At 35.8% G+C, this 25,824-nt stretch carries 20 protein-coding genes; 4 read left to right on the plus strand and 16 right to left on the minus strand.

Annotated features, from left to right (window positions below; translation table 11 throughout):
* Positions 1-44 precede the first annotated feature (44 nt).
* The 10 genes from AC0KUU_RS10755 to AC0KUU_RS10800 form a co-directional block, all read right to left on the minus strand.
* A complete protein-coding gene (locus AC0KUU_RS10755) occupies positions 45-290 on the minus strand; it encodes a DUF2164 domain-containing protein (protein ID WP_322551969.1) in 246 nt (81 codons plus the stop codon).
* A 117-nt stretch (positions 291-407) separates the two neighbouring features.
* Entirely contained in the window at positions 408-1,772 is a 1,365-nt protein-coding gene (locus AC0KUU_RS10760; RefSeq protein WP_043981959.1) for a glycoside-pentoside-hexuronide (GPH):cation symporter, read from the minus strand.
* Between the two features lie 95 nt (positions 1,773-1,867).
* Positions 1,868-3,817 carry a beta-galactosidase gene (locus AC0KUU_RS10765; protein WP_043981958.1) on the minus strand — a complete coding sequence of 650 codons (1,950 nt, stop codon included), beginning with the start codon at positions 3,815-3,817 and terminating at the stop codon, positions 1,868-1,870.
* A gap of 609 nt (positions 3,818-4,426) precedes the next feature.
* A complete protein-coding gene (locus tag AC0KUU_RS10770; RefSeq protein WP_322551968.1) occupies positions 4,427-5,824 on the minus strand; it encodes a glycoside hydrolase family 28 protein in 1,398 nt (465 codons plus the stop codon).
* Positions 5,825-5,866: 42 nt separating this feature from the next.
* Complete coding sequence (locus AC0KUU_RS10775) at positions 5,867-7,357, minus strand: UxaA family hydrolase (protein WP_043981957.1); 1,491 nt, start codon at positions 7,355-7,357, stop codon at positions 5,867-5,869.
* 12 nt (positions 7,358-7,369) lie between these two features.
* Positions 7,370-8,833 (minus strand): tagaturonate reductase, encoded by a 1,464-nt coding sequence (locus tag AC0KUU_RS10780; protein WP_237074816.1) that lies wholly within the window; start codon positions 8,831-8,833, stop codon positions 7,370-7,372.
* A gap of 116 nt (positions 8,834-8,949) precedes the next feature.
* Positions 8,950-9,963, minus strand: coding sequence for a LacI family DNA-binding transcriptional regulator (locus tag AC0KUU_RS10785; RefSeq protein ID WP_043981955.1), 1,014 nt, complete (start codon positions 9,961-9,963; stop codon positions 8,950-8,952).
* A 102-nt stretch (positions 9,964-10,065) separates the two neighbouring features.
* On the minus strand, positions 10,066-11,448 hold the full coding sequence (locus AC0KUU_RS10790) for a glycoside-pentoside-hexuronide (GPH):cation symporter (protein WP_043981954.1): 1,383 nt from the start codon (positions 11,446-11,448) through the stop codon (positions 10,066-10,068).
* A 47-nt stretch (positions 11,449-11,495) separates the two neighbouring features.
* On the minus strand, positions 11,496-12,917 hold the full coding sequence (uxaC, locus tag AC0KUU_RS10795; RefSeq protein ID WP_322551967.1) for a glucuronate isomerase: 1,422 nt from the start codon (positions 12,915-12,917) through the stop codon (positions 11,496-11,498).
* Positions 12,918-13,066: 149 nt separating this feature from the next.
* The gene (locus tag AC0KUU_RS10800; protein WP_322551966.1) at positions 13,067-13,291 is read right to left on the minus strand and encodes a hypothetical protein; all 225 of its coding nucleotides are present in this window, start codon (positions 13,289-13,291) and stop codon (positions 13,067-13,069) included.
* Between the two features lie 135 nt (positions 13,292-13,426).
* Between AC0KUU_RS10800 and AC0KUU_RS10805 the strand changes: the two genes are divergently transcribed.
* A complete protein-coding gene (locus tag AC0KUU_RS10805; RefSeq protein WP_043981948.1) occupies positions 13,427-13,621 on the plus strand; it encodes a twin-arginine translocase TatA/TatE family subunit in 195 nt (64 codons plus the stop codon).
* A 109-nt stretch (positions 13,622-13,730) separates the two neighbouring features.
* The gene (locus AC0KUU_RS10810; RefSeq protein ID WP_016763781.1) at positions 13,731-14,822 is read left to right on the plus strand and encodes an AI-2E family transporter; all 1,092 of its coding nucleotides are present in this window, start codon (positions 13,731-13,733) and stop codon (positions 14,820-14,822) included.
* 295 nt (positions 14,823-15,117) lie between these two features.
* Here the strand turns inward: AC0KUU_RS10810 and AC0KUU_RS10815 are convergent, their stop codons facing one another.
* Positions 15,118-15,468, minus strand: coding sequence for a VOC family protein (locus AC0KUU_RS10815; RefSeq protein ID WP_047931929.1), 351 nt, complete (start codon positions 15,466-15,468; stop codon positions 15,118-15,120).
* Between the two features lie 376 nt (positions 15,469-15,844).
* Between AC0KUU_RS10815 and AC0KUU_RS10820 the strand changes: the two genes are divergently transcribed.
* Both AC0KUU_RS10820 and AC0KUU_RS10825 read left to right on the plus strand, forming a co-directional pair.
* On the plus strand, positions 15,845-17,275 hold the full coding sequence (locus AC0KUU_RS10820; RefSeq protein ID WP_013082784.1) for a hypothetical protein: 1,431 nt from the start codon (positions 15,845-15,847) through the stop codon (positions 17,273-17,275).
* 899 nt (positions 17,276-18,174) lie between these two features.
* Positions 18,175-19,314 (plus strand): hypothetical protein, encoded by a 1,140-nt coding sequence (locus tag AC0KUU_RS10825; RefSeq protein WP_322551965.1) that lies wholly within the window; start codon positions 18,175-18,177, stop codon positions 19,312-19,314.
* Between the two features lie 607 nt (positions 19,315-19,921).
* On the opposite strand, the gene AC0KUU_RS10830 is transcribed toward AC0KUU_RS10825, so the two are convergent.
* From AC0KUU_RS10830 to AC0KUU_RS10850, 5 genes are all read right to left on the minus strand, one after another.
* Complete coding sequence (locus tag AC0KUU_RS10830; RefSeq protein WP_322551964.1) at positions 19,922-20,956, minus strand: DUF3231 family protein; 1,035 nt, start codon at positions 20,954-20,956, stop codon at positions 19,922-19,924.
* A 121-nt stretch (positions 20,957-21,077) separates the two neighbouring features.
* Positions 21,078-22,238: a Ger(x)C family spore germination protein gene (locus AC0KUU_RS10835; protein ID WP_230184721.1), complete on the minus strand. Its 1,161-nt coding sequence runs from the start codon at positions 22,236-22,238 to the stop codon at positions 21,078-21,080.
* A complete protein-coding gene (locus AC0KUU_RS10840) occupies positions 22,238-23,761 on the minus strand; it encodes a spore germination protein (protein ID WP_052500347.1) in 1,524 nt (507 codons plus the stop codon). The genes AC0KUU_RS10835 and AC0KUU_RS10840 overlap by 1 nt, the downstream gene beginning before the upstream one ends.
* Entirely contained in the window at positions 23,748-24,845 is a 1,098-nt protein-coding gene (locus AC0KUU_RS10845; RefSeq protein ID WP_043981941.1) for a GerAB/ArcD/ProY family transporter, read from the minus strand. Before AC0KUU_RS10845 ends, AC0KUU_RS10840 begins: the two co-directional genes overlap by 14 nt.
* Before the next feature lie 193 nt (positions 24,846-25,038).
* The gene (locus AC0KUU_RS10850) at positions 25,039-25,617 is read right to left on the minus strand and encodes an HTH-type transcriptional regulator Hpr (protein WP_043981939.1); all 579 of its coding nucleotides are present in this window, start codon (positions 25,615-25,617) and stop codon (positions 25,039-25,041) included.
* Positions 25,618-25,824 lie beyond the last annotated feature (207 nt).

The following is a 25,824-nucleotide window of genomic DNA, read 5'->3' on the forward strand; positions in this document are numbered from 1 at the left end:
GTACATAAAGCGCTTTTGTTCTACTTCATATTTTCTTTTTTGAACTACTTTTCAATCGGTTTTTTTAATGCATGTAAATTTTCTTCTGCAGAAAGCATGACTTGGTTCATAATATCTTCTGCACCTTTAATTGCTTGGTTATAAAAGTGGGGACCGATATGTTCTTTAATAAACTCTAATACATTTTCCGCTGCAAATTCACTGATTTCTTCATCTCGTTCGTTATAAAAAAACGTTTGAATTTCATTCAGCATTTTATCTTTGTCTTCTTTTGAAAAATTAATAAACATAAACAAAACTCCTCTTTACACTGATATCTGTCTACCTGACATCATAGCAAGAGGAGCTGAGAAAATGCAGTCTTTTTTTCTTGTTGTTTTTGTGTACAATGCTTGTGCTGATTTGAATTAGCTAGACACTTTCATAGCCGGTTTTTCTTTTATGCGGCTTGAGCGCTTTTTCATATCTTGTAAAATTTCTAAATATCTCTTTTCCGTCAACTCATATTTTACGAGTGGGACAAGTGATAACAAGCAAAGGATGCCTGGAATGATCGTAAAGATTAAAGCAATCCAAATGAGTGTGCTGTGTGACTGAATTTGATTTGGCACATACCCTACCGCTGAAAGGATGTACCCGCCTACTGCTCCACCCACTGCTGAAGCAACCTTTGTTTTGAAAATATTCGTAGAAAACACCATTCCTTCCGCTCGGTTCCCTGTTTTCCATTCGCCGTATTCTACACAGTCAGCGAGCATAGATGTTTGAGCAATGTTGCTAACTCCACCGCCGAAAGAAGCTAAAAAGCTTAAAATCATCACCGGCATAACGTGAAAACCGGTTGCAAACATTGTAAGAGTAGCTACAGCATTTAGGGCAATTCCCCCTATTGCTGCGCGTTTCTTTCCAAATTTATTTGAAATGAAAGGAGACGCGATCGCTCCTACAATTTGTGCTGTGAAAAATAAGGTTAAATAAAGAGACGCGATATTCTCTGCATTTAAATTGTATTTAAAATAGTAAATAGAAAACGTAGTTCGAATTGTTAAAATCGTTTCAACTAAAAGCATCGAGAAAATTAGATAACGCAACGGTTTATTTTGAATAAATAAGTTCCAAACTGCTTTTGGCGTCTGCTTTTCCTGTCTTTTTACGGTATAGTTTTCTTTTACTCCTGAAAATGTAATAATCATTGTAATCATTAAGATACACGCATAAATAAGACTCAGCATAAACCAGTTCCCAAAATAATGAGCTAGTGGAAGAGTTAATAAACTAGCAAATAAAGACCCTACTGCTGCAATGGTTCTAGGAAACGCCACTACTTTATTTCGTTCTTTTACATCTTGTGTAATCGTTGCTGAAAGCGACCAGTAGGGAATATCCATAATAGCAAAGCTTGTTCCCCATGCGATATAGGTGATATAAGCGTAAATTAATTTTCCTGTATGAGAAAGATCAGGACTAATAAAACACGCGACTGTAGCAACAGCTGCAAAAAATCCGCCTATTAAAAGATAAGGCCTAAACTTACCAAATCTCGTTTCTGTATTATCAACAATCATTCCGATAATAATGTCTGCAATCCCATCCCATATCCTAGCAATAAGAAATAAAGTTCCTACAGCTGCGGCATTTAATCCTACGCTGTCCGTATAAAAAATCATTAAATATGTACTTGTTAATGCATAAATAATATTGTTTCCAAAGCTTCCCATTCCGTATGATAGTACGGTTTTCAGAGAAACTTTTGACTGTACCCCCATGCTCATATACCCTAACTCCCTTCTCCTATAAAACGCTTTCATATCATATTATAAGTGGCTAGAATTTCATTGCTTTATGAGATTCTAGTCTCCTGTTGCTACTACATGTTTTCTACAACTCGACTTTCGTAAGGCTGCAGAACAATATCTTTAAATACTTTTACTTCTGGCGTATGGTTCATAAGGAAGTAATAACTTTTCTCTCCAAGCTTGCGAGGATATACTTCAATCCCCTCTTCACTTTCCGTATGCTCAATATGCTGCTGTTTTACAATATCAAGCGCAATTTTTTCAAACGTTTGCCCTTCAATTCCACAGCCTACATAATAAACCGTTCCGCGACCAAACTGATTTTTTGTTACAGCGGCTTGACTATAAAATGGATCATCATACTCATACAGCACTTCAGCTGTTACAGGTGTGACAATGTCTCTCCACACGGACGCACTTGACTGCTCTCCTTCATACGGTCCTACCCCTTTAATAGCTGCTTTTTGAGTAGAAGACAGTGCTTCGACTTCCTGAATTTCAATTCCCGTTATTTCTTTTACATATCCGGGCAGCGTCTGTTTAAAGTGAATATTATTTTGTTTGTCTTTAATGCCGGTTCTAAACGTAAAAATGATGACGCCGCCGTTTTCAGTAAATTCAGTAAATCTTTTACCTAGTTCTTCATCAATGATCTGCAAAGCCGGAACAACCAGTACTTTATAGCTTGAAAAATCTCTCGAAGCAGGAATAACATCAATAGGTGTATTCAACTTATAAAACGGTGTATATCCTCGAAGCAGCTCTTGCGTAAAGTCAAATCCTTCACTTTGCTGCTGAAAGCGCCATGACCATATATTTTCATAGTCATATAAAACGGCAATATCCGATTTAATATCAGACTTCAGTACATGTTCGTAATGAACGATTTCACTAAATAACGACTGAACTTCTTTGTAGCGTCTTCCATAATGATTATCGTGACCTACAACTCCATAGCAGTACTGCTCGGCTCCTCTTGTCATTCCGCGCCAACGGAAATACAGCATATTCGTACATCCATGAGCAAACGCCTGATAAGACCACATTTTTGCTTGGTTAGGTCGCGGAAGATAACCGATGATATCATGACCTTGGGCGCCCATTAATTCCTCTACAATCCAGAAGTTTTTATGTAGCAAACCTCTATTAAAATCATGCCCTAGTGCAATATGAGCCGGGGTAATGGGCTCTGTTTGACCGCCCCATACCGGATAATTGTCATAAGATACAAAGTCCATTACTTCTAGATTTTCTTCATGATCAAACCATTTATCAAAAAAGCCCCCTGATACGTTCGTTGTCAACAGCTGGTGATCACCTTTATATTTCTTCACAATCGCCGTTTGTTCGTGAGCGTATCTGTTTAACGAAAAAGAACGAAAGCGCGCCCAGTCAAGCTTTAGCGAAGGGCTGTGTGTCGTAATTGTTTTTACGGGCATAGGCACTTCAGTAAACTCGTTATATGTTTGTCCCCAGAAAATAGTGCCATACTTTTCATTTAGCTCATTGATATCTTTATATTTTCTTTCCAAAAACTGCTGAAACTCTTTATGACATTGTTCGCAGTAACACATGTCACTGCCTTCATGGCCAAATTCATTGTCAACTTGCCATGCTACGATTGCTTCTTCTGAGCAGTAGTGCTTTACGAGTTGTTCTGTAATCTGAGCGCTATACTTCCGATAAAGAGGCGAATTAAAACAATATTGACGTCTTCCTCCAAAGGCTCTGACCGCCCCGTTTTCATCTTTCGATAAAATAGAAGGATGCTGCTTCGCAAGCCAAGCCGGAAAAGTGGCGGTAGGCGTACCAAACATAACATCAATATTCTGTTTTTTAAGCTTATTGATAACGCTATCAAAAAAGGAAAAGTCATATTCACCTTCTTTAGGCTCCATTAGATGCCAAGCAAACTCTCCTATTCTTACCATGTTTGATCCTAGCTCTTTAATGCCTTGGATATCTTCTTCTATCATATTCTCTGGCCAATGTTCAGGGTAATAATCGACACCGATGTACATTTTTCTCTACTCCTATCTATTTCTTTATTTCATTAAATGAACGATTTGCTGCTACTTGTTAAGCTCTACTCGGAAACGGTGATCAAAAGCAAAAAAATCATATTTATTTTCTTCATAAATAAATTTCTATTCAACTTTCAAGATACATACTTCCTAATCTTTTAAAACGCTTACAAGTTTATTTTATGAACTTTATTCAAAATATTCAATGGTAAAAATTTAGAGAAAAACATCCTTTTTTTGCTCTTTATTAAAATAAAGAATAAAACGCTTATAAAGACAAATGTTTTTATAATTCTTATATATATCTTCCCTCACACTTTCCATATCCACATTTAGGTAATAAATTGCTCGGAAAACAAGCGTCAAAAGTTATTTCTTTCATCCATGTTATCTATCAATTAGTAAGAATCATTTGACCTATCTATAAAATAGTAAAAATTACAGAGCAGGTTTTTACCATTATTAACACATTAAACCTACGTTCACCATCCCAACAAAAAAAGACCACACAATTAATCAATAAGCTCGATTAATTGTGCGGATACTTCTTGGGCTAAAATATTTTTTGTTCCGCCTTTTACTTGCAGCTGATTATAAACACACCTTTTACCGGTTTGTGTTCATGCAGCTTCCATTTATACAAAGTTCTTCAAACACAGGATCCTTTACATTTTCCATTAATAATGGTGTTGCAACATGCTGGAAATTAGAATGACGAATCGTTAGGTTTGTGACAGGAGAACGTTCATAGGCTCGAATCCATAAGCCGTATTTGCCTCCGTTGCTTTGCAAGTTTTCTATGTTGATATTCCGAACGACGGGCGTAAAATTCCCTGTGTCTCCTTCTTCATAGTACATGTCTATTTGAATCACTTCACTGCCTACGCTTTTGACCGTATTGTTGCTAAAGTCGATATCTTCAATCGTTCCGCCGCGAACTGAATTTGTTTTAATCCGCAACGCCCGGTCTAGATGGGGACTGTCCATAACATTATGCTGAGCAAATACGTTCCGGACGCTTCCTGATATTTCGCTGCCGATCACAACGCCCCCGTGGCCATCTTTCATTTCGTTTCCTTCAATAACAATATTTTCACTTGGTACGTTGATTCTTCTCCCATCTGCATTACGCCCCGACTTAATCGCAATACAATCATCTCCATTGTCAAAATAAGAATCTTTAATAAGCACATTTTTACTCGATTCAGGGTCTACTCCATCATTATTAGGACCGTGACCTATAATTTTTACATCATCAATTAAAATGTTCTCGCTTAAGACGGGATTGATTTGCCACATTGGCGAATTTAAAATGGTTACACCTTTTATCATGATATTTTTACTGTGATAAGGCTGAATAAAACTAGGTCTCAAATAGTGCCCTTTACCAAATACGCGCTCTTTAACAGGAACTTTCTCTTCTGCCATTTTAAACAGCAAATCGCGATCTTGCTGCTGACTCGGCTCGCCTTCTTTCCATCCAAACTCCTTTTTTCCTTTCCAGGGCCACCAATGTTCGTTATCCCCCTGTCCATCTAACGTACCTTCTCCTGTAATCGCAATATTTTTTTCGTTATACGCATAGATAAGCGGTGAATAATTATATAGCTCCACGCCTTCCCATTTTGTTAAAACAGCAGGTAAGTATTTTTCAGGATTTTGACTAAACTTAATCGTAGCTTTTTTCATTATATGAAGATTTACATTACTTTTTAAATAAATCGCACCGGTAACATAAGTTCCTGGTGGGACAACAACGCGCCCTCCTCCTGCTTTGTTAGCCGCTTCGATTGCTTTTTTAAAAGCAGCCGTTGAATCAGACTTTCCATTTCCTGCTGCTCCGTACTGCTTAACATTAAACGTACGGTTTGGAAATGAAAGAGGCTGAATTTGTTCTTTAACTGCTGTTATTTTTTCACTTGCTGAAAGAGATTTCCCTTGGGCAGAAAACGGTAAAATAAGCATAAGAGTCATCACAAACAAACAAAGCACATATTTTTTCACTAGCTTTTCTCCTTTCGTTTAACAATCTAGTAACCGACTTATTTATAAAGTAACGCCTGTTTTAAAAATGGCCATTTCTCTAAAATCATTTTTTTCATTATTTACAAGCTCTCCGCTAGAAACTCTAATCATGTACTCAATAAAGCTTTCTAACGTATCTTCTTCTGTGTCACCTTCAACCAGCACTCCTCCGTTAAAATCAATCCAGTGCGGTTTTTTGTTATAAAGAGCGGTGTTTGTGGAAATTTTCATAGTGGGCACAAACGTTCCAAACGGCGTTCCTCTTCCCGTTGTAAACAGTACAATATGACACCCTGAAGCGGCTAAAGCAGTTGAGGCAACTAAATCATTTCCAGGAGCACTTAGTAAATTTAAACCGTTAATTTGTAAACTGCCTCCGTACTTTAACACGTCTACGACTGGGGCCGTGCCTGCTTTTTGAGTGCAGCCAAGTGATTTATCCTCTAATGTTGTAATACCGCCTGCTTTATTACCGGGAGAAGGATTTTCATACACCGGCTGATTGTGATTGAGAAAGTACGTTTTAAAATCGTTAACAAGATCAACAATTTTGTTAAATGTTTCTTCATCAACGGCTCTTTCCATGAGCAAGGTTTCTGCTCCAAACATTTCAGGCACTTCCGTCAAAACCGTTGTGCCTCCTTGAGCAATGAGCCAGTCGGAGAATTTGCCGAGCAGCGGATTTGCTGTAATACCTGATAACCCATCTGAGCCACCGCATTTAAGACCTACTTTCAGCCTTGAAATATCAACGTCTTCTCTTTTATCGTCTTTAGCAGCATCATAAATTTCTTTTAGCAAAGCGACTCCTGCCTCAATTTCATCCTCGACGTCTTGAGATTGTAAAAACTTCACTCTGCTTTCATCAATTGTACCTAGCGCTTGTTTAAATTCTGTTAAGCTATTATTCTCACATCCAAGTCCTAACACTAAAACTCCTCCAGCGTTTGGATGCTGTACCATTCTCGTAAGCATGGTTCTTGTATTACGGTGATCGTCACCGAGCTGAGAACATCCGTAATTGTGTTTTAGAACGGTTACATGCTCAAAAGGCGAGAGATCCCCTATTTCTTTTTGAAACTGTTTAATCATTTGTTCGGCTATACCGTTGACGCACCCTACCGTTGGAACAATCCAAAGCTCATTTCTAATTCCAACATCTCCGTTTTTGCGGCGATATCCTTTAAACGTTAGCGATTGTTTTTTTTGTTTAGGAACTGCTAATTTTTGATGAAACTTATATTCATTAACGTCGTTTAAATTTGTTTTTGCGTTATGCGTATGCACCCATTCACCAGGTGAAATAGAATAAGTCGCATGCCCGATTGGAAAGCCATATTTTATAATGTTGCCGCCCGCTGAAATTGGCGTAAGAGCTATTTTATGGCCCCGTTTTACTTCTTCTTTTAGAGAAATTTCTTTTCCATCAACCATAAGGTTCTCTTGTGCTAAAAAATCTCGTAAAGCTACTGCTACATTATCTCCCTGATGAATACGAATTACTTCTTTCATATGCTTCACCTCTTACTGTTTAGTTGCGGTTACATAGAGAATTTCTTTCATCGCCTGTTTCATTCCGACAGTTTCAATAGCTAAGACTCCATTTGTTACGGCTTCTGTTAAGCTAGGAATCATATTTAAATCCTCTCCCCAATGCTCTTTATATCCCAGCACTTCTTTTACAATGTAAGAAATGCTTTTTTCAGTACCGTCATACGTATTCCAAAGAGATTCATACATTTCTAGAACTGCGGGGTCATCTGATAGTTCAATTTTTTCTCCTTCTCTTTTTCCTTTATAAAAAGAAATGAGGGCACTGAGAGAAAATGTAAGCAAAGTAGGTAACGCTCCGTGCTTTTCAACGTACTCTTTAAGAGTTGGGATGTTTCGCATTTTAAACTTTGTCATGCTGTTCAAAGAGATGCTCATTAATTCGTGATGAATAAACGGATTTTGAAACCGTTCTAATGCAGATTTAGCAAATGACAAGGACTCTTCTTCCGCAACTGGTAAACTAGGAATAATTTCTTCATATAGACACTTTCGAATAAACGTTCCAATTACTTCATCTTCGACTGCTTCTCTGACCGTATTTAGTTGCGCTAAATACGCAACAGGCATCGTTGCAGTATGAATACCGTTTAAAATTCTGACTTTCTGCAGCGCATACGGTGCAATATCGTTCACAAATTTCACATGTAAACCAGCTTCTTCCGCGGGAAACTCCTCTTTTACCCACTCTGGTCCCTCAATAACCCATAAGTAAAATGGCTCTGCAATCACAAAAAACTCATCTTCATAACTCAGTTCATTGAGCGTATTTTCATCATTTGGATAACCTGGCACAATTCGATCAACAAGCGTGCAGCAAAAAGCGTTTGCTTCGTGTATCCACTCGGTAAACTTCTTTTCTAAATTCCATTTGTCGGCATAACGTAATACCATTTTCTTTAACAAATCCCCGTTTCGCTCTACTAATTCACAAGGAAAGATAATAAGCCCCTTTGTGGGGTCTCCTTGAAAAGCTTTAAAGCGCTTATATAGAAATGCTGTGACTTTACCTGGAAAACTCTTTTGCGGTGCATGTTCCAAGCGGTCTTCTTCTAAAAATGCGATGCCTGCTTCTGTTGTATTAGAAATAAGAAATCTTAGCTCTTCTTTCTCCGCTAATTGCATATAAGCCTCATAATCTTCATATGGATTTAGACCGCGGCTAATAGATTCAATTACTTCATGTTCTTTGAGTGCTTTACCGTCTTGAATTCCTTGAAGAGAAACCGTAAACAAACCGTCTTGCTTATTCAATTTACCTGCATTTCCGGTGATTCTCGGATTGACAGCTACTATACTGCCTTTAAATGCAGTGCGTTTGTTCATTTGATGAATTTGCCAATCAGCAAACCCTCTTAGAAATACGCCTTCTCCAAACTGCAGAACTTTTTCTGGGTATATACGTGTGTTAGCTTGCATCTGGCGGTTTAACTTCATGTTAGCATCTCCTTCTTTGCACACATTAACATTGTTATTTTTATAGATTTTTATATTATTTTAACTCCAAAAATGTTAACGTTAACATTTTTGGGCCGGTTATACTAAATAACCGGCTACATAGATGAGCGTGACTTCACAGACTGGCGAACCATTAATTCGGTATTAATTAAAACTTTATTTTGCAGCATATTTTTGTCATCTTTGTTCATTAATGATAAAACTGCTTCTGCTCCGGTCATGCTGATTTTCTCGATTGGTCTTTTAACGGTTGTTAGTGAAGGAGTGGTGTATTTGGCTAATTCAATATCATCAAATCCAATAATTGATATATCATTGGGTACGTTTAGCCCAGACTCGAATGCGGCATTCATAGCACCGATTGCCATATCATCATTTGAACAAAAAACAGCAGTAGGCGGTTGCTTCAACCTTAACAGTGCTTTCATTCCTTCATATCCGCTTTGCATATCGTAATTTCCTTGAATCATATACTCTTGGCGAATGGAAACATTATGATCAATTAACGAGTTAAGAAATCCTTCCTTACGCTGTTGAGTTGATTTAAAGCCTTCTATTCCTTCTATGATTGCGATATGTCTGTGACCTAATTCAATCAAATACTCGCCAGCTTTGTAAGCTCCTTCTTTGTCATTAGACAAAATATTAATAATTGATGAATCATCAACTTGGCGATTGAGCACAATCAACGGGATGCCTTTCTCTACTACGTTATATATAAAAGTGTTATCACGATCGCTTTGACTCATTAAAATAATCGCATCAAAGCGTTTATTATTGATGTACGTATAATCATCGTAATCGTCAATGCCTCTTACAAATAAATTATACTGAACATCAATTACTTTACTTACCCCTCTAATACTATCCACTAAAAAACTTGGTGATGTACCGTTTGCCATGCTCGTAAAAAACAGTCCAATTGTATGAGATTTTTGAAGAACTAAATTTTTCGCATGGTAGTCAGGAATATAGTTAAGCGTATTTGCAATATCTAAAATTTTCTTTTTTGTTTTTTCTTTAATAAGCGGACTATTGTTTAATGCACGTGAAACCGTTGTATGTGATACGTTTGCTAGTTTTGCAATATCCTTAATTGTAACACCCATTTCATTTACCTTCCTTTAATGAATCAGTATCGATTTTTATTATAAGGATATCACAACTTAGTAGGAATAATAAGCAAATGGTGAATGTTATGACAGTTTTGACTAAGACCTAGCATGAATATCTTGGACAATCTCCGCGTGTTTTTTATCCGTTAGCTTATACATAAAACCAATAATCACTGCAGCAATAGATAAAGCAATAGCAGGATATAGTAACAGTAAACTTTTAATCCCCACTAATGTACCTGCCTTTTGTGCCACGTTTGGGATATACCCAACTAACCCTAAACCAATACCTGATAAGAAGCCGGATAGCGACTGAGCGAGCTTTCGAGAAAAGTTGAACAGTGAATACGTTGTGCCTTCTTTTCTTTCGCCTGTTTTCCATTCACCATAATCAATGATATCTGATACAAATGCCCATGTAATCCCGTTAGGAATGCTGATACCTATAAAAGCAATACTTGCTAAAATCGTAAAAATTACGACGTTAGAAGGCATAAAGAAATTTACTGTGTCCGCTGCAATACTGATTCCTAAGCCAATCATTGCCGCCTGCTTTTTTCCAAATCGGCTAACAAGCTTTGGCAGCATAATGACTCCTAGAAAGGATGAACCAATAATAATAAAGTTCATGTAAGCCATCAATTTAACATTTCCTAAATTATATTGTGCAAAGTAAATAAGCATAGCTGATTTAATATTGTAAGCTGAAATGGTAAATACCGTCATAAATACTAAAATTAAAAGAGGTTTGTTACTTACAAACGTTTTAAAAATAGACTTGACTGATAATTTTTCTTTTGGACTCTCTTTTACGACAATGCGTTCTTTGCAGTTGCGATAACATACATAAAAAGCGATTATTCCAATGACCGACATAATCCCCATGACAACGGGATAACCGATTTTTTCATTTGGAAATAACAGAATGAGCGGTACAACAGCAATGCTGGTTACAAACAGTGCACCTAATGATCCTGTTTGACGAAAAGCAGCAAGAGACGTGCGATCAGAAGTATTTTGAGTCATGGATGCGCCTAGCGATCCGTATGGAATATTGACAAATGAATAGCCAATTCCCCAGATCATATAAGAAGCGTACGCATAAATTAATTTACCCGCCGGTGAAAGGTTTGGAGAAATAAAAGTGAGTACGGTTAAAATGGCCAACACCATACTTCCGAATAGTAAATACGGTCGGAATTTCCCTTTAGCACCTATGTTTTTTCGGTAATCAATAGACGAACCAACAATTGGGTCACAAACTGCCGCAAATAACTTACTTACTAGAAAAATCCCTCCCGCAGCTGCGGCAGGGATGCCTGCCACATCTGTAAAGAACTTCAACAAATACAACTGCCCTAAATCAAACATGAAACCGTTACCAAAATCACCCATACCATAAGATATTTTTTCTTTTACACTAAGATTTTTCTCTTCTACTTTTATTTCAATCTTTCTTTCAGTTGCCACAACACTCATGGTAATCCCCCTTCTCCCCTTGCAATTCTTTAAACTATTTTGCGTGTTTATTTTTGCAGCGTATAGGCAGGAAAGCTAAAGTAGTCTTTAGCATTTTCATAACATATTCCTTTTACAATTTGCTCAAGCAGCTGTTGGTCATTAGGCATTTCTCCTTCTTCTACCCACGTACCGATTAAGCTGCATACTAGTCTTCTGAAATATTCATGCCTTGTATATGAAAGAAAACTTCGGGAATCCGTTAACATACCAATGAAACGACTAAACAACCCAATATTTGATAACGCTTTCATTTGTTCTAACATACCTTCTCTTTGATCATTAAACCACCAAGCCGTGCCGAGCTGCAGTTTGCCAGGGATGCCGTCTCCTTGAAAGCTTCCAATTATACTTGCTAATACATAATTATCTTTTGGATTTAACGAATATAAAATCGTCTTTGGCAAACTATTTTGTACGTCCATTTGATCGAGAAGCTGTACGAGAGGCTCTGCCACTTGTCCATCATACATCGAGTCATACCCTGTATCCGGCCCTAACTGGTGAAACATTTTTGTGTTATTGTTTCTAAGAGCATGAAGGTGAAATTGCATTGCCCAACCTAGCTCATTATACAGCTTCCCTAAAAAGATTAACGTATATGACTTGTATTTACTTTCTTCTTCAGTACTTACACCTTCACCTTTTAAGGCTTTTAAGAAAATCTCTGAAACTTCTTCTTTTGAAGTCTTCGTATATACCATTTTGTTTAGTGCGTGATCAGATAAACGTCCTCCCATGGAATGGAAAAAACGAGCTCGACTTTCAAGAGCTTTTAACAAATCATCATAGGTGTGAATGGAATGACGTGAACAACCTTGCAGCTTTGCAATCCAGTTCTTAAACCCTTCTTGATTGATTTCAAGCCCTTTATCCGGACGAAAGCTTGGAAGTACTTGGGTCTCAAACTCTTGCACATCTCTTAGTTTCATATGATACTCTAATGAATCTGTTGGATCATCCGTTGTACAAATAACTTTTACGTTAGAACGTGTAATAAGATCTCTTGCACCGAACTCACCGCTGCGTAATTTCTCATTTGCTTTTTCCCAAATAAACGGTGCCGTATGTTCATTTAATATTTCATCAATATCAAAGAAACGCTTTAACTCTAGATGCGTCCAATGATATAGCGGATTCCCAATTGTCATCGGAACTGTTTTAGCCCACGCGAGAAATTTTTCATAGTCACTCGCTGATCCTGTTATCTTTTCTTCTTCAATTCCGTTGGCTCTCATCAGTCTCCATTTATAGTGATCTCCATCTAGCCAAACGTTAGTTAACGTTTCAAACTGTTTATTCTCATAAATTCCCTGTGGGTTTAAGTGGCAGTGATAATCAATAATGGGCATATCTTTTGCGTAAGTATTATACAAGTGTGCGGCTGTTTCATTTGTTAATAAAAAATTGTCATCCATAAACTTTTTCATTCCCATTCACTCCTTCATTTTTTGTTAACGTTAACAAATTTACATAAATTGATGAATAATCTTATTTATAGATAACTATATTAATAAGATTTAATCTTCAACACCATAAATGTTAACGTTAACATTTTATTTAATTCTATTACTTCTTTCTAAATTTTACAACAATTTATCTTTATATTTTTCAATTTTTTTCTCTCTTTATTTTCATATGCTGATTCTTCATTTTTAAAAAAACAGGATTTATGACATGTTTCCATAAGAATTAAAGCAAGTTGTTTCACATAAAGGTTATACAGGGTTAATAAGGCGAACAAGCTGTCTTTAATGCTATAATTAACTTCGTATGCATCACTACTAGCATTTAAATCATACATAGCCGCTGCACCTTATTTTCGTATCATTTAAAATAAAGGAATTTTAAAGAGAAAAGTGAATAGTATAAACATACACTTTATTTATTATCTCTTTTTAATTTTCATATATTCATTGCTTTTAAAGGAGAGGATATCATGCCAGGAGCCACAAGCATGGTCGTAATCGGGATTACTGCCTTAATTGTATTTGGCCCAAGTAAATTGCCGGACATAGGACGAGCATTTGGACATTCCCTGCGAGAATTTAAAAATGCAGCGGAAGGAATTATACAGGATGACGACAAAAAAACTCCAGAGGATACCACCGAAAATAAAGAGGAAAAATCCTAATTTTTATGTAAATAAAAGTTATACAGACTAAAAAGCCCACTTTTCACGTGCAGTGGGTTTCTTTTTTGATGTATGATAGTAAAAAATAGTAAAGAAAGAGGGTAACTTTTTGTTTAAATCGAAACTGCATTTTTGGACATTAGAACTATTAATGATTGCTTTACTGATTTACATTTGTAAACATATTTCGTTTGTTTTTCTACCAATCGGTGTGTTTATCTCCACTTTATTTTTCCCTATTCTCGTAGCTGGTTTTCTTTTCTTTTTATTCGAACCAATTGTGTCATTTCTCACAAGAAAAAAAGTGCCAAAAACACTGGCCATCTTATTATTATACGTTGTTTTTATCGGCGTAATTGCTTCTATTGTAGGCGGTGTGGGACCTACTTTATCTAAACAATTAACTGATTTGGCTAAAAATATTCCGTCTTATATTGTAGAAACGAGAGAGTACATAAATGATTTATCTAACTCAAGATGGTTTAACTGGCTCGTTGAACAAAAATATGTGTCCCTCGATCATATTGAAGAGTCACTTTTAAACTACGCGTCTACTTTACCTACGAATCTCACAAACAGTATTTCATCTGTTTTAAGCGTCGTAACAAATATTACACTTACGGTTGTAACCGTTCCTTTCATTCTTTTTTATATGCTTAAAGACAGCCATAAACTTCGTAAAAATACGCTGCGTATGGTTCCTGCTTCTTACCGAAAAGAAACGTTACGTACAATGAAAGAAACAACAAATACGCTAGCTACTTATATTCAAGGCCAAATGCTCGTTTGTTTATTTGTCGGTATTAGTACATTCATTGGTTACCTCATCATCGGGTTACCCTATGCATTGATACTCGCACTAATAGGAGCCCTTACTAATATTATCCCGTACGTCGGCCCTTTTATTGGCGTAGCACCTGCTTTAATCGTAGGTTTATTATACTCTCCTACAAAAGCGATATTAGTAATTATCGTCGTCGTAATCGTTCAACAGCTAGATGGGAACATTATTTCTCCGCTGGTAATTGGAAAGAAATTAAACACTCATCCTTTAACAATTATTATTTTATTGCTTGTTGCTGGTAATATTGCAGGAATACTCGGAATGATCTTAGCGATTCCGGCTTATGCTGTAACAAAAACAATTGTGATAAATATTGTAAGAATGATTCAATTCAGAAACAAATCTGTCAAATTGTAAAATGCCGAGGCAATCCAATAGAAGCTGATAAAAAAGCATTTTAGTTGAAGTTAAATCCGAACTATTAATCTGATTAATAGTTCGGATTTTTTGTTGTCATATTGAACATAGGGTTTGTGCAGCTGCTTCTAGCTGTTGATTGGAGGGCAAGGTGAAGACTTCTGCGTGAAAAACGGAAGTCTTCAACGGAACTCAACAGCGGTGTCACAAGCGGTTCAGCTCCTTTATCTCATTTGTTCGTCTTTAGATTGGGGTAATTTCTTTATGTCCTAATGTCTTTTATCTTCCCATGGGTTCAGCACTGACACACCATCAGGTGATTTCCATCCGGATCTTTAAATGTAAACCAATGATTGTGTTGAATTCCTGTCGTTAGCTCTACTTTTTTCTGCTTCATATATTCATAAGCTTCTTTGATATCGTTTGTATTCAAATGAAAAGCTGGCGTTTTAAAAAGCGTATTTTTTGAATAAGTTTTGCTATCTAATACAATCCCTGTTCCATTCATAGGTATCACATATAAATGATCATATAAAATGTCTTCATCTGCTATCAAACCTAGTATGTCACAATACCAATCTCGTGCTTTTTTTATGTCCTTTACAGGAATAAAAACCGTGCCTACTTCATTTAATATAGGGTTCATTTATGACCTCCGGTATGGGTTTAGTAGTTTTACAACGTATTCTCTTTTGATCGCTGATATCCTTTTATTTTGAGATACTTTCTATCAGTCCATTAAACTCGGTAGCAGAATTAGCGGTCTTGCAGACACGGTTATCCTCCATACATAAGCTACACGGCAAATATATATGCTACATGACTAAATGTAGATTACTAAAAAAGAAAATAAGAAAATCTCCCCCTTCCTCTGCTTTGCACGTGTATAATGAAAAATAGACTATAGATAGTAGCCTTTTTTTGTTTGTAGCATCGAACTTTCGTGCATTACAATAGATTTAAAGCCACTATCCAGCTAAGAATTAAAATGAATAACTTAAGGTTAAGGAGGTTAGATGTGTATGGATTATTCATCTTTACTCATACGCGAAGTCATTGATAGAGTATCTAAATTACGCCTCTTATCTGTTTATAATGAAAGTATAAAAGGTGATTTAGAAAGCACCATCCTCCCTCTTTATCAGCAGCACTTTGAAAATAAAGATGTAAACGAAGCGTTGAGGATTTTAAAAAAAGACTTTCTCAATCGTACGAAACGCAGATGGTTAGATGCTGCTATACGCGACTATGAGCAAAAAAAGCCTAAGAAGAATAAAGAGCTGATTGGCGAATACAAAGCGCTAACAGCTTATTATAAAACGAATGGAAAAGAACTCTTTTGCAAACAGTTTGAAAACGTATCATCTCCGGAAGAAGTCATTGATAAACGAATTGGTATCCTACGTGAATGGAGTCAAGAAGATAGCTTCTTCTTAACGGATTATCCTTATATTCATCAAAAAACCAAGACCCAGCGAGAAAAAGCAATCCATACGGATATATCTATTATTATTGGGCTTACTATACTGGACCCAAGCTTCCAAAACGGAAATCATAGTATTATTGAGAGCCCTTTTTCAACTGTAGAGAATCCTTTTTTCTCTAACTCAAGAGCAAAGCTTCTCGTCGAGCAACCCCTATTAGAGAAAGAAGGAAAAGAATATTTCTTAAGTACTTATAACTCTGAAGACGGGACAGATTACGAATTGTTAATAGAAAAAGAATACGCTGAAGAAAATGGAAATAAAATTAGTGATTTAGATCGGTTTGATTATAAAGTGTTTTTAGAGATCATGAGCCAGCGCGACGAATTGTTCGCTACACAAAAAATTATTAACGTAAAAATTGGTGATCTTGTGAAAGCACTCTATAAAACAGACAGTAAGCGCAACTATCAGATGATAGAAGAAAGAATTACAAAAATGAAGCACTACAGCATGACAAAAGTACAGCATAATAAGAAAATTGCCTACGGTATTTTTGACTTTGTGGATATTACTACGATGCCAAACGGAACGCGAATTGCTGAAATTCACGTCAATGAAGTGATATATAGAGACTATATTCAACGCCAAACGGTGCGTATTTATAAAAACAAAGTAGAAAAATTAAGTTTAGACGCCGCTTATCATTTGCTATTCGTTATGCAAAAAGAGCGTCTCATTTGCTATGAAACAAAATCTTCATACAATGTCACAAGAGATTATTTATATTTTTCGACAAGAGTCCGCTTTCGAAAAAGACGAAAAAAAGAAAACCTTGTCGAAATAGAAACAGCCTTAGATGAGCTAGTCGAACAAAAACTAGCTGTCCAATCCTATAAAAGAGTGGGCCAAGTGTTTCAGATTACCTTTATTCCTGTGGGAGAAAGTGAAGTAAAAGACTTACTAGCTGGTGATTACGAATATGCTCCCCTTTCTATTTATCAAAACGTAACAAGTTCTATAGGCTAAAAAAGAATGCCCTTATAATCTTTATAAGGGCATTCTTTTTATCTATGTACTATTAATCACTGCATTTTTTGCTCCACATTTCCGTGCAAAAGTGTTTTTTTGCTCCAATTCTCCATGTAAACATATTGTTTCCCCTGCTAATATAGCTATTAAACTTCACCTTCCTTATCATTTTGTGAACTTTTTATGTCTAAAAAAGTATTTATAATTGTTTTTTGCTCCAGATTTCCGCACAAAAGTGTCGTTTTTCTTTCTATACTGCATTTACTATAAGTTTGGCTCCAATCTTCCGTGCAAATATGTCACTTTTACATAAATTTTCTTGTGTCAGCGACTTTCCCTCTCCGTTTCCTTCAATTTTTGCTCCACATCTCCGTGCAAAAGTGTTTTTTGCTCCAGATTTCCGTGCAAACATGCCACTTTCTTAAAAAAACACTATTTTTTCTGCAAATGTTTGTTTATCCCCTCTGAAAATGTGAATTTTTTGTGTCCCAAAAAGGGCATTTTTCTTTTTTTTGTTCCTATTTTCCGTGCAAATGTGTCACTTCCTTGCCTGAACCTTTACTTTTATCATTTTTGCTCCTATTCTCCGTGCAAATATGTCATTTTTACATCAAAATTTTTTTCGAATTTGTCGCATTTTGTGTATTTCATCCGTCATAATACGACATTTAGCTTAAGAATGCTGTTTTATCAACGTTTATGAAATATAACGCTATTTTTGCTCCACATCTCCGTGCAAATATGTCACCTTTTAAATAGATGTCTCGTCCCTTGGTATCACTAGTCTTTTAAAAAAATGCACCATTTCCCCGTGCAAATATGTCATTTTACAGCCTATATGACTGTGTCTATACTGTAAAAGACGACGTATATAGTTTTGGAAAGGAGGTCACTACATGAGTATACAAAAGCTGGTACTAAAACGGCACACCCTTGTAGCAAATAAACTGCTGATTGTCATGAGCGGCTTAAATAGAAACACGAAACGAGGCAATAGCTATTACTATGAAAAACATTCATTTGGTCTTGCGAAAAACTTTGTAGATATAAAGTGGACGGGTTCTCTGATGAAGCAAATTTTAGCTTACGTAGCCAAATGTAACAGCCAGGGTCATATTTCAATTATTTCTGAGCAAGAACTGGCTAATACAATCCAATGTTCCGTTCGGACCGTTCAAAATAATAATAAGCTTTTAGAAGACTATGACATCATTCGCTGGGATCGTTTATGGGGAGACTATATTCAAGTTTCTTTAAACAACTATTTAGAGGATTTTTTAGATTTACATATAAAAGAAGCTGCTGATGTTCAAAACATATCATATAATCCTGAAATGCTTGATGAAGATAACAATACATATACTTCAAAAGGTGGTTATACTTCTGTTTCGATGGAAGTGATTTATCAATTGCTGGCTATTAAAAATATCAACATGCTGCGTCTGGCTTTACGTGCGTTGTACGTATACGAATCTGATGTAAACGTAAAGAAAGATTCAGAAGCGCTTCTATCTTACACTGAGGTAAAACACATTCTTCCAAAATACATTGGCTATAAAGCTGCTATTAAAGAAATGGCTAGTAAATTGAGTACAATTTTCCGTATCGATGTGCTAGAAAAAGATGATTGTGTCAAAACATTATTAGAAGAAAAGCAGCCAAGAAAATCAATTATTGAAAAAATCAAGGATGGTTTTATTTTAAGCTTTAATTTAACTGGTGCTCATGATAGTAAAAAACAAAAAGAAATCGAAAAAATTCGTGGAGAGCATACATTTGCTCAGTTTAAGAATTTCTTTAAATCTTTTGGCCATTATTCAATTAAAAAAGAAGATATTCATTCCATTGTACATGAGTTTGGTTTAGATATAATCGAAAAATCATTAACGTCCGTTCAGCGTCACTTACAACAAACTTACATAGAAGAAAGTATGGATGCATTTCGACCTCTTGTGCATGAAATGGAGTCAAACTTCTTTACGTATATCCGCAAAATTGCCAACGGGTATTATCAGGCAAAAATTAACGCTCTATAATACTCTTTTTTGTTATGCCTTTTTTTACTCATTTCTACTCTATTTTCCTTCCATTCTTTCTTTCTCTTTAACTTACTCAAACATACACGTCTGTGAGCTACGATAAATCCCTTTAAATGATAATGATTTTCATTTTCGTGAAAAAAATCAACTAAATGAACAAAAAACACAATAAATAAACGTTATTTTCCGAACTACTGCGTAGAAAATATAGCCGTTATAAAAAAATCCTATATTTTTTCGTGAAAATTCTTGTAGTAAACTGCAGTTTTTTTGATTGCTTTATTCCCTTTAACCTCAGTCAGTAGAAGGCTTTTACCCATATAAGTTTTAGCAATGTTTATAATTTCTTTAATTTCTTTTTAATGTCTTATAAATGTCTAGTAATTTCTATAAAATCATGAGCAGCAAATAAATAATATTTTTTATACATGGAGACATTAAGCTCCTATACAAATTGTAATCATAAGTTGGGTTAGTTTAATGACTATCAAATATAAAGGCAGGATTAACAGCTTTTTCTCTCTTCAAATAAAAAAACACACAAAATCTGACATCTATTTTGTGTGTTTTTTATTCATTAGAGCTATAAAGGCAAATTATTTAATTAGTTGGAGTTTAAATGATTTCTATCTACCGCTTCCGGTGGTGTTTCCATCCATCCATTTTCCATCATAATATCCGCTGCATCTTTTACAAACTTCGAGATATTTGTCATTGATTTTCCATATAACAGCGCCAAATCATGTCTTCCATTGACGGCTACTGAATTTCCAAAAGCCCTCATTTTCATCGAGAACATATCCATTTTATGGAACAGCATCAATTTATCCGAAAACGGTGAAAAAGTCGAAGTAGTAATTAAATGATCAAGAAAGGATGGCGCTGGTAAATTATCTCGATGAAGCTTTTCAATATAGCGTTCTACCGCTTTATTTGTCAGATCTTCACCTTTTACAAATAACGTACGGATTTTTTCACTTTTAACAACTTGACTAAATGCCAAAATTAAGGCTTTGCTTGTCACATTATTTTCGATGTTATCATACAGATGAGCAATTTCTAATGCATGCAAAGGTCGAACATCTCCTATAAAACCGCTTAAATAATGAGTATTAGCGATGTTCACTTTTTCTGGTACGGGAATAAGTGGCGGCTTAATAATAAATCCTTTATCCATTAAGATTGCCTTTATTTGCTCCATCAGTTCCATTGTTGCTTTCATACAATACGTTAAAAATGTCTTTACATCTTCTCTATACATTAGAGGCAGTGCGATACTGTAAATGCTTAATCCAGCTTTAGCAGCATATTTTAAATAATGCACGTAAAATTCATCTTCAAACAGCTTTGGAGCGCCTAGGTTCACATCTTCTGGCGTAAATCCGTATGGAATTGGCACATTCTCTTTTGTAAAAATGTCTTTTACGTTACTTTGAAATTCTTCCGTTAAACCTTTTGCATGCTGTAACAGCTTTTTTATATCTGGATCTTCAACGTGTTCAAGAAAATAACTTAAAATATACGAAGACATGCTGTTGCCCATATAGGTTGCCCAAAGTTTGCCCATTTCGGGGGCTGTTAATTTCTCTTGCACGCTTGTTTTTTTTGAACCTATTTTAATTGGTTTGATTGTTTCCATCTATAATCTCCTAATTTGATTTGTTCTTAGGTTGGTCTTTTCTATTTTATCTATTCCTCCACTTTTGTCCTTTGTTTAATGAGTTAACATTATCAGGTGAGGTGTGCAGGTTTTCAGTATGTTAATCTATAGTCGGACCTATTCGCTGTTTGTTTCCATGCTTAACCTGTACGTTGACCTTCACATTTATTGAGTCTTTTGTTAAAGGAATTGCCCCGTTGCTTTGAACAGCCTTCCATTTACGCAGTTCTTTTTTATAAAGAACATGAGAAAGCCTGTAAACATCGCTGTTTATACTTAAGCCTTGCGCGTACGTTTCCATAATTTGTTTCTTAATTTTCTGTTCAGCTTCTTTTTTTATAGTCGATAGTTTTTCGTGCTGCGGCATAACTAAAATCGTTGTTTTTGCACGAACTTTTATATTAAATGTTAAATTACTACCGTTTATAACAGGTTCAATTTTTACTTTTTTCTTGTCTACCACAAGATCAATATCGGAATGATCAGGGAGCCTTACCCGTAAACCAGCTCGTACAAATTCATCCGTTATCCATCTAAGTCCTTTGATTTTATTCTCTGAAAAAACTCCTTTTAATTCAGATGATGTAATAGCCACTGCTCCGTTTACTTGAATAGCTGTTTCTTTTTTTTGATCCGTTGTTAAATGTTCTTTAGTCTGAACGAGAGGAATATTTACTTCGTGACTAGGTTCATTAAGATGGATAATGAGCTCTCTTAAATCGATTGGTGGAATAAACGAGTTTTGCTTAAAAATCACTTTAGGATCGCTCAAGCGAGAAAGAGCGTTCGATACTTCGAACATAGGCGTAGCTAACAACGTTTTTTTCAAAGGACTTTTCGTAGCATACATCCAGATGTTGTATCTCGTTTCCCGATAACGATCTAAAAAATCCACTGCCGATTTGACAGCGCCATGCTTTAACGCATCGTCCGTTAGAACAAGGAAAGCTAAGTGCCCAAAAAAGATTCTGCGCTGAGAAATTTGATAATATCTAAAAATAGCTTCATCAATGGTTTTCCCTGTTGCATAACCAACTTCTACTTTGACTTGACCCGCGCCAGCACCGCTTGCCTCGGATTTTGCTAATAAACTTAAATTGATGGTCTGCAGGTAAAGAACGTAACGGTTATCTTTAAAATCTACCCCCATTCCTTGTGCATATACCATTTGTTCCGGTTCATTCGTATCCCAGCATCCCGAAAGAAACAATAAAAAAGAGCTCATAATAAGTATAAGTAAATTCCTTATATTCCCTTTCACTAACTTTCTCCTTTTTCGCGTGTGGAATCGCTTGGGTTAAGCATACTAGCTCTTGTTGCTTTTTTACTTTCGGGAAGACGGAAGAGAGATTTTAAAATATTTTTCACGTCTAAACGGGTTGCTAACTCAAAATATGGCACACCAAACGTTCGGATGTTTGTAATATAGATCATGACTAAAAAGATGGAAATAAAAAATCCAAAGAAACCTAAGATGCTGACACAGATAATACAAAAAAAGCGGATTAGTGAAATTGTTCCTATAAGAGACTGATTAGCTAGCGTAAACGTAGCAATTGTAGAACCTGCAATGACAACAAGCATGGCAGGACTGGTTAAACCGGCTCTAATGGCTGCATCACCGATAATAAGCCCTCCAATTACACTGAGGGTCTGCCCGACAGAAGTCGGCAGTCTAAACCCTGCCTCTCGAAACAATTCAAATAAAAGAAGCATTAATATTGCCTCAAGAGAGGTAGGAAACGGAACACCTCTTCTTGCTTCAACAATCGTAGCTAACAGGCTGAGCGGAAGCTGATTTTGATGAAAAGCCGTCATTGCAACCCAAAAACCCGGCAAAAAAGCAGCGATAGAAAGCCCGAAGATTCGAAGAATACGCTCAAAAGAGCTGTATAAATATGTATTTTCTTTATCTTCAGATCCCTTTAATAAGTAAAAAAGGTTAATGGGTGTAACATACGCATATGAAGTTCCATCAATTAATATAATAAACCGGCCATTTAACAGAGATTGAACCGCAAAATCAGGTCTTCCTGTATAAGCGTGTCGAGGAAAAAAGCTATACGGATTTTTATTAATGAGCTCTTCTAACTGTGTTCCGCTGAAAATACCGTCGATATCGATATCTCCTAACTTTTCCATAATTTCGTCAAGTATCTTCTTGTCAGCTACATCTTCCATGTATAAAATGCTTACTTTTGTTTTTGTTCGTTTTCCAATCTCTAAAGAGTTTGTTAACAAGGAAACTGATTTAAGACGCTTGCGAATTAAAGCAATATTGACAGGTAAGTCTTCAATAAAATTATCTCTAGGACCCAATATGGTTACTTCATTTTTCGTTTCTTCTGGGCTTCTTTGAGGACGGTCCGAAATATCGATAGAAACAACTGATTGTGGTGATCCAAAATCAATGAATAATTTCCCGGAAAAAATTTCTGAAACTGCCTGTTCTTCATCTTGAACGATGGAAACTGAGGGAAGATTTAATAATTTTATGATCTTGTCTCCTTCTACTTCACCCTCTAACTTAGCACAGCATTCCTCTAATTTTTTAGGAATCATTTCATATAGCATTTCCGTACTAACTAGACCGGTACAATAAATCATAAGCACTCGTTTGTTATAAAAATAAACGGTCTCGAAGTTAATATCGCTGCATTTTCCAAATAAATCTCTTAACGTACACTCATTGATTATCTGAGCACGAGAAGAACTTTCTTTTAAAAGACTTTCCGCCTCTTGTTTTTTAGAGCTGTAGTCTTTTTTCTTCTTAAAAAATTCCACTCTTATCCCTCCTTGTTTTATGAGAAAATAGAAAGACTATGACTACTAAGAAAAGAGAGAAAGCAACAAATAACCAGAAAGTAGCCGGTATGATTGTAAAAAATAAAAGATTTGAAAAAGCAAAGTCCGTTATAGGAGCCAGCGTACATACAGTAATAACCACTAGAATGAGTAAAAGAAACCTTTTTTGGCCTTTTTGAAACGAAACTAATTCTTTCATAATAAAAAGAAAGGTCGAAATGCGGATAAAGGTACCCGACAACCACTGATAAATAGATAGAAAGTCGATATGTTCTATAAACTTTCCAAGCGATGCAATTCCCCATTCTTCATAGGGAGGGAAACGTTGCTTAGAGGCTTCTACAGGGCCAAATTCAGTAATTGCTCCAATGAGAGGTCCAATCGTAAGGCCTGTTAAGAGAATTGCAGCCACCGCTAAATGCTTATAGCGTATAGGCTGCGGCACTTTGTGCTGCAAAAAGAGCAGCAGCAGCAGCTCTACCATCCCTGATCCTTGAAATACAATACTTTTAATAACAGGAAAATAGCCATTTTCTAAAACAGGCTGCAATAAAGAATAATCTTTAAATTGAAAGTTTGTAAAAGAAACAAAGAAACCTAATATTACAATAAAAAATAAAAGAAATACGTTTACAATACTAATCGTTCTAAGACTCGTAGCGGCAAGTAAGCAACAGGTAAAACCAAATAGTAAAACGAGAATAATTAAAGGTGTTCGCTGAAGAAAAATAATATTAATCCACGTAATCGTCTCTCGTAAAGTGACGATCTCCATAAGGGTCAAATAAACGATTGTAAGAAAAATAACGACATTGGTAAATGACTTATTCACATGCTTTTTCATCCATCGAAAAAGATGTTCGCCTTTTGTTTTTTTATTTACATATACGAGTAAAGGAACCCATATGAGTGTTAAAAGACAAGTAAGAAGAACGGTGATCCAAGCATCTCGTCCTGCCGTTTTAATTAATGGAGATATGAGCATCACATGAGTTTTTAAGCCAATAAACGTCATTGAAAGAAGGATCAATTGAAAAACAGAAATTGAGTCTGACTTATTCATGGTAATCACTCCTTCTCTTCAGAAAATTTACTACTGGTAGCTTATCCTAAATTTCTCATAATATAATGGAGAATCATTATTCGAAAAATAAAAAAGAGCTGTTTTATACGTCGTATTTCTCACGTATAAAACAGCTCGCCTGTTATTCACTTATTTTCATGAAGCCCTATTGTCTGCATATTATTCACTGCGTTCAATTACTAGTTAGCTGGACTTCTTTCTTATCTTCATTTTCTTCTATTCCCGCTTCTTTTATATTCACAAAAGGTTGATCAGCAACGGTCACAAGCTCGCCGCCGCAAACATGGCGAACAACGGTTACTAGCTCTGGAAAAGCGGGGAATTTGCCGTATAACGTTTTTAAAGGAAGTGCGCCTTTACATATCTTACTGTTATGTGGTTCATACCCTTTGAGCGTATCAAGCAATAATTGTTCGCCATTTTCAGTCAATTTGATGTAGGTGTTTCTTTTATCATTTTCTCTTTTGGACAAATGCAGATATCCCTGATTTTCTAATTTTTTTGAAAAATTAAACGCTGTAGAGATATGCATAGCTCCTAAATTAGCTAACTCTGACATAGAGATTTCTCCCGTGTTACTAGCTAAACATAAAATATGATGCTCATTTACGTTTAGTCCATAAGGTTTCACCCATTGCTCCCAGTCATCTTCTGCAGCTCTCCAGATGGCTTTACTTACCTGCATTAATTTTAATCCAAACAATGATGCATCTTTTATTGTGTATTCACTTTCTTGTTCTTGTTTCGACATACTATCATTCCTTATTTGTAGGCTGTTGTAAGTTAGTTTATTTTTAAAACGCGTAAAAACATTTTTATTTCATCTAATTTATCAGTATACCTACAAAATCAGACGAAAAAATACACGTACAGTTTAATTTATCAGCTTTATTCCACAAAATTTCTATAATTCTGAAGACGTGTCTACCAACTAAAAAGAGGTACTTACTTTATTTTT

This window comes from Priestia sp. ST2 (assembly GCF_055810735.1).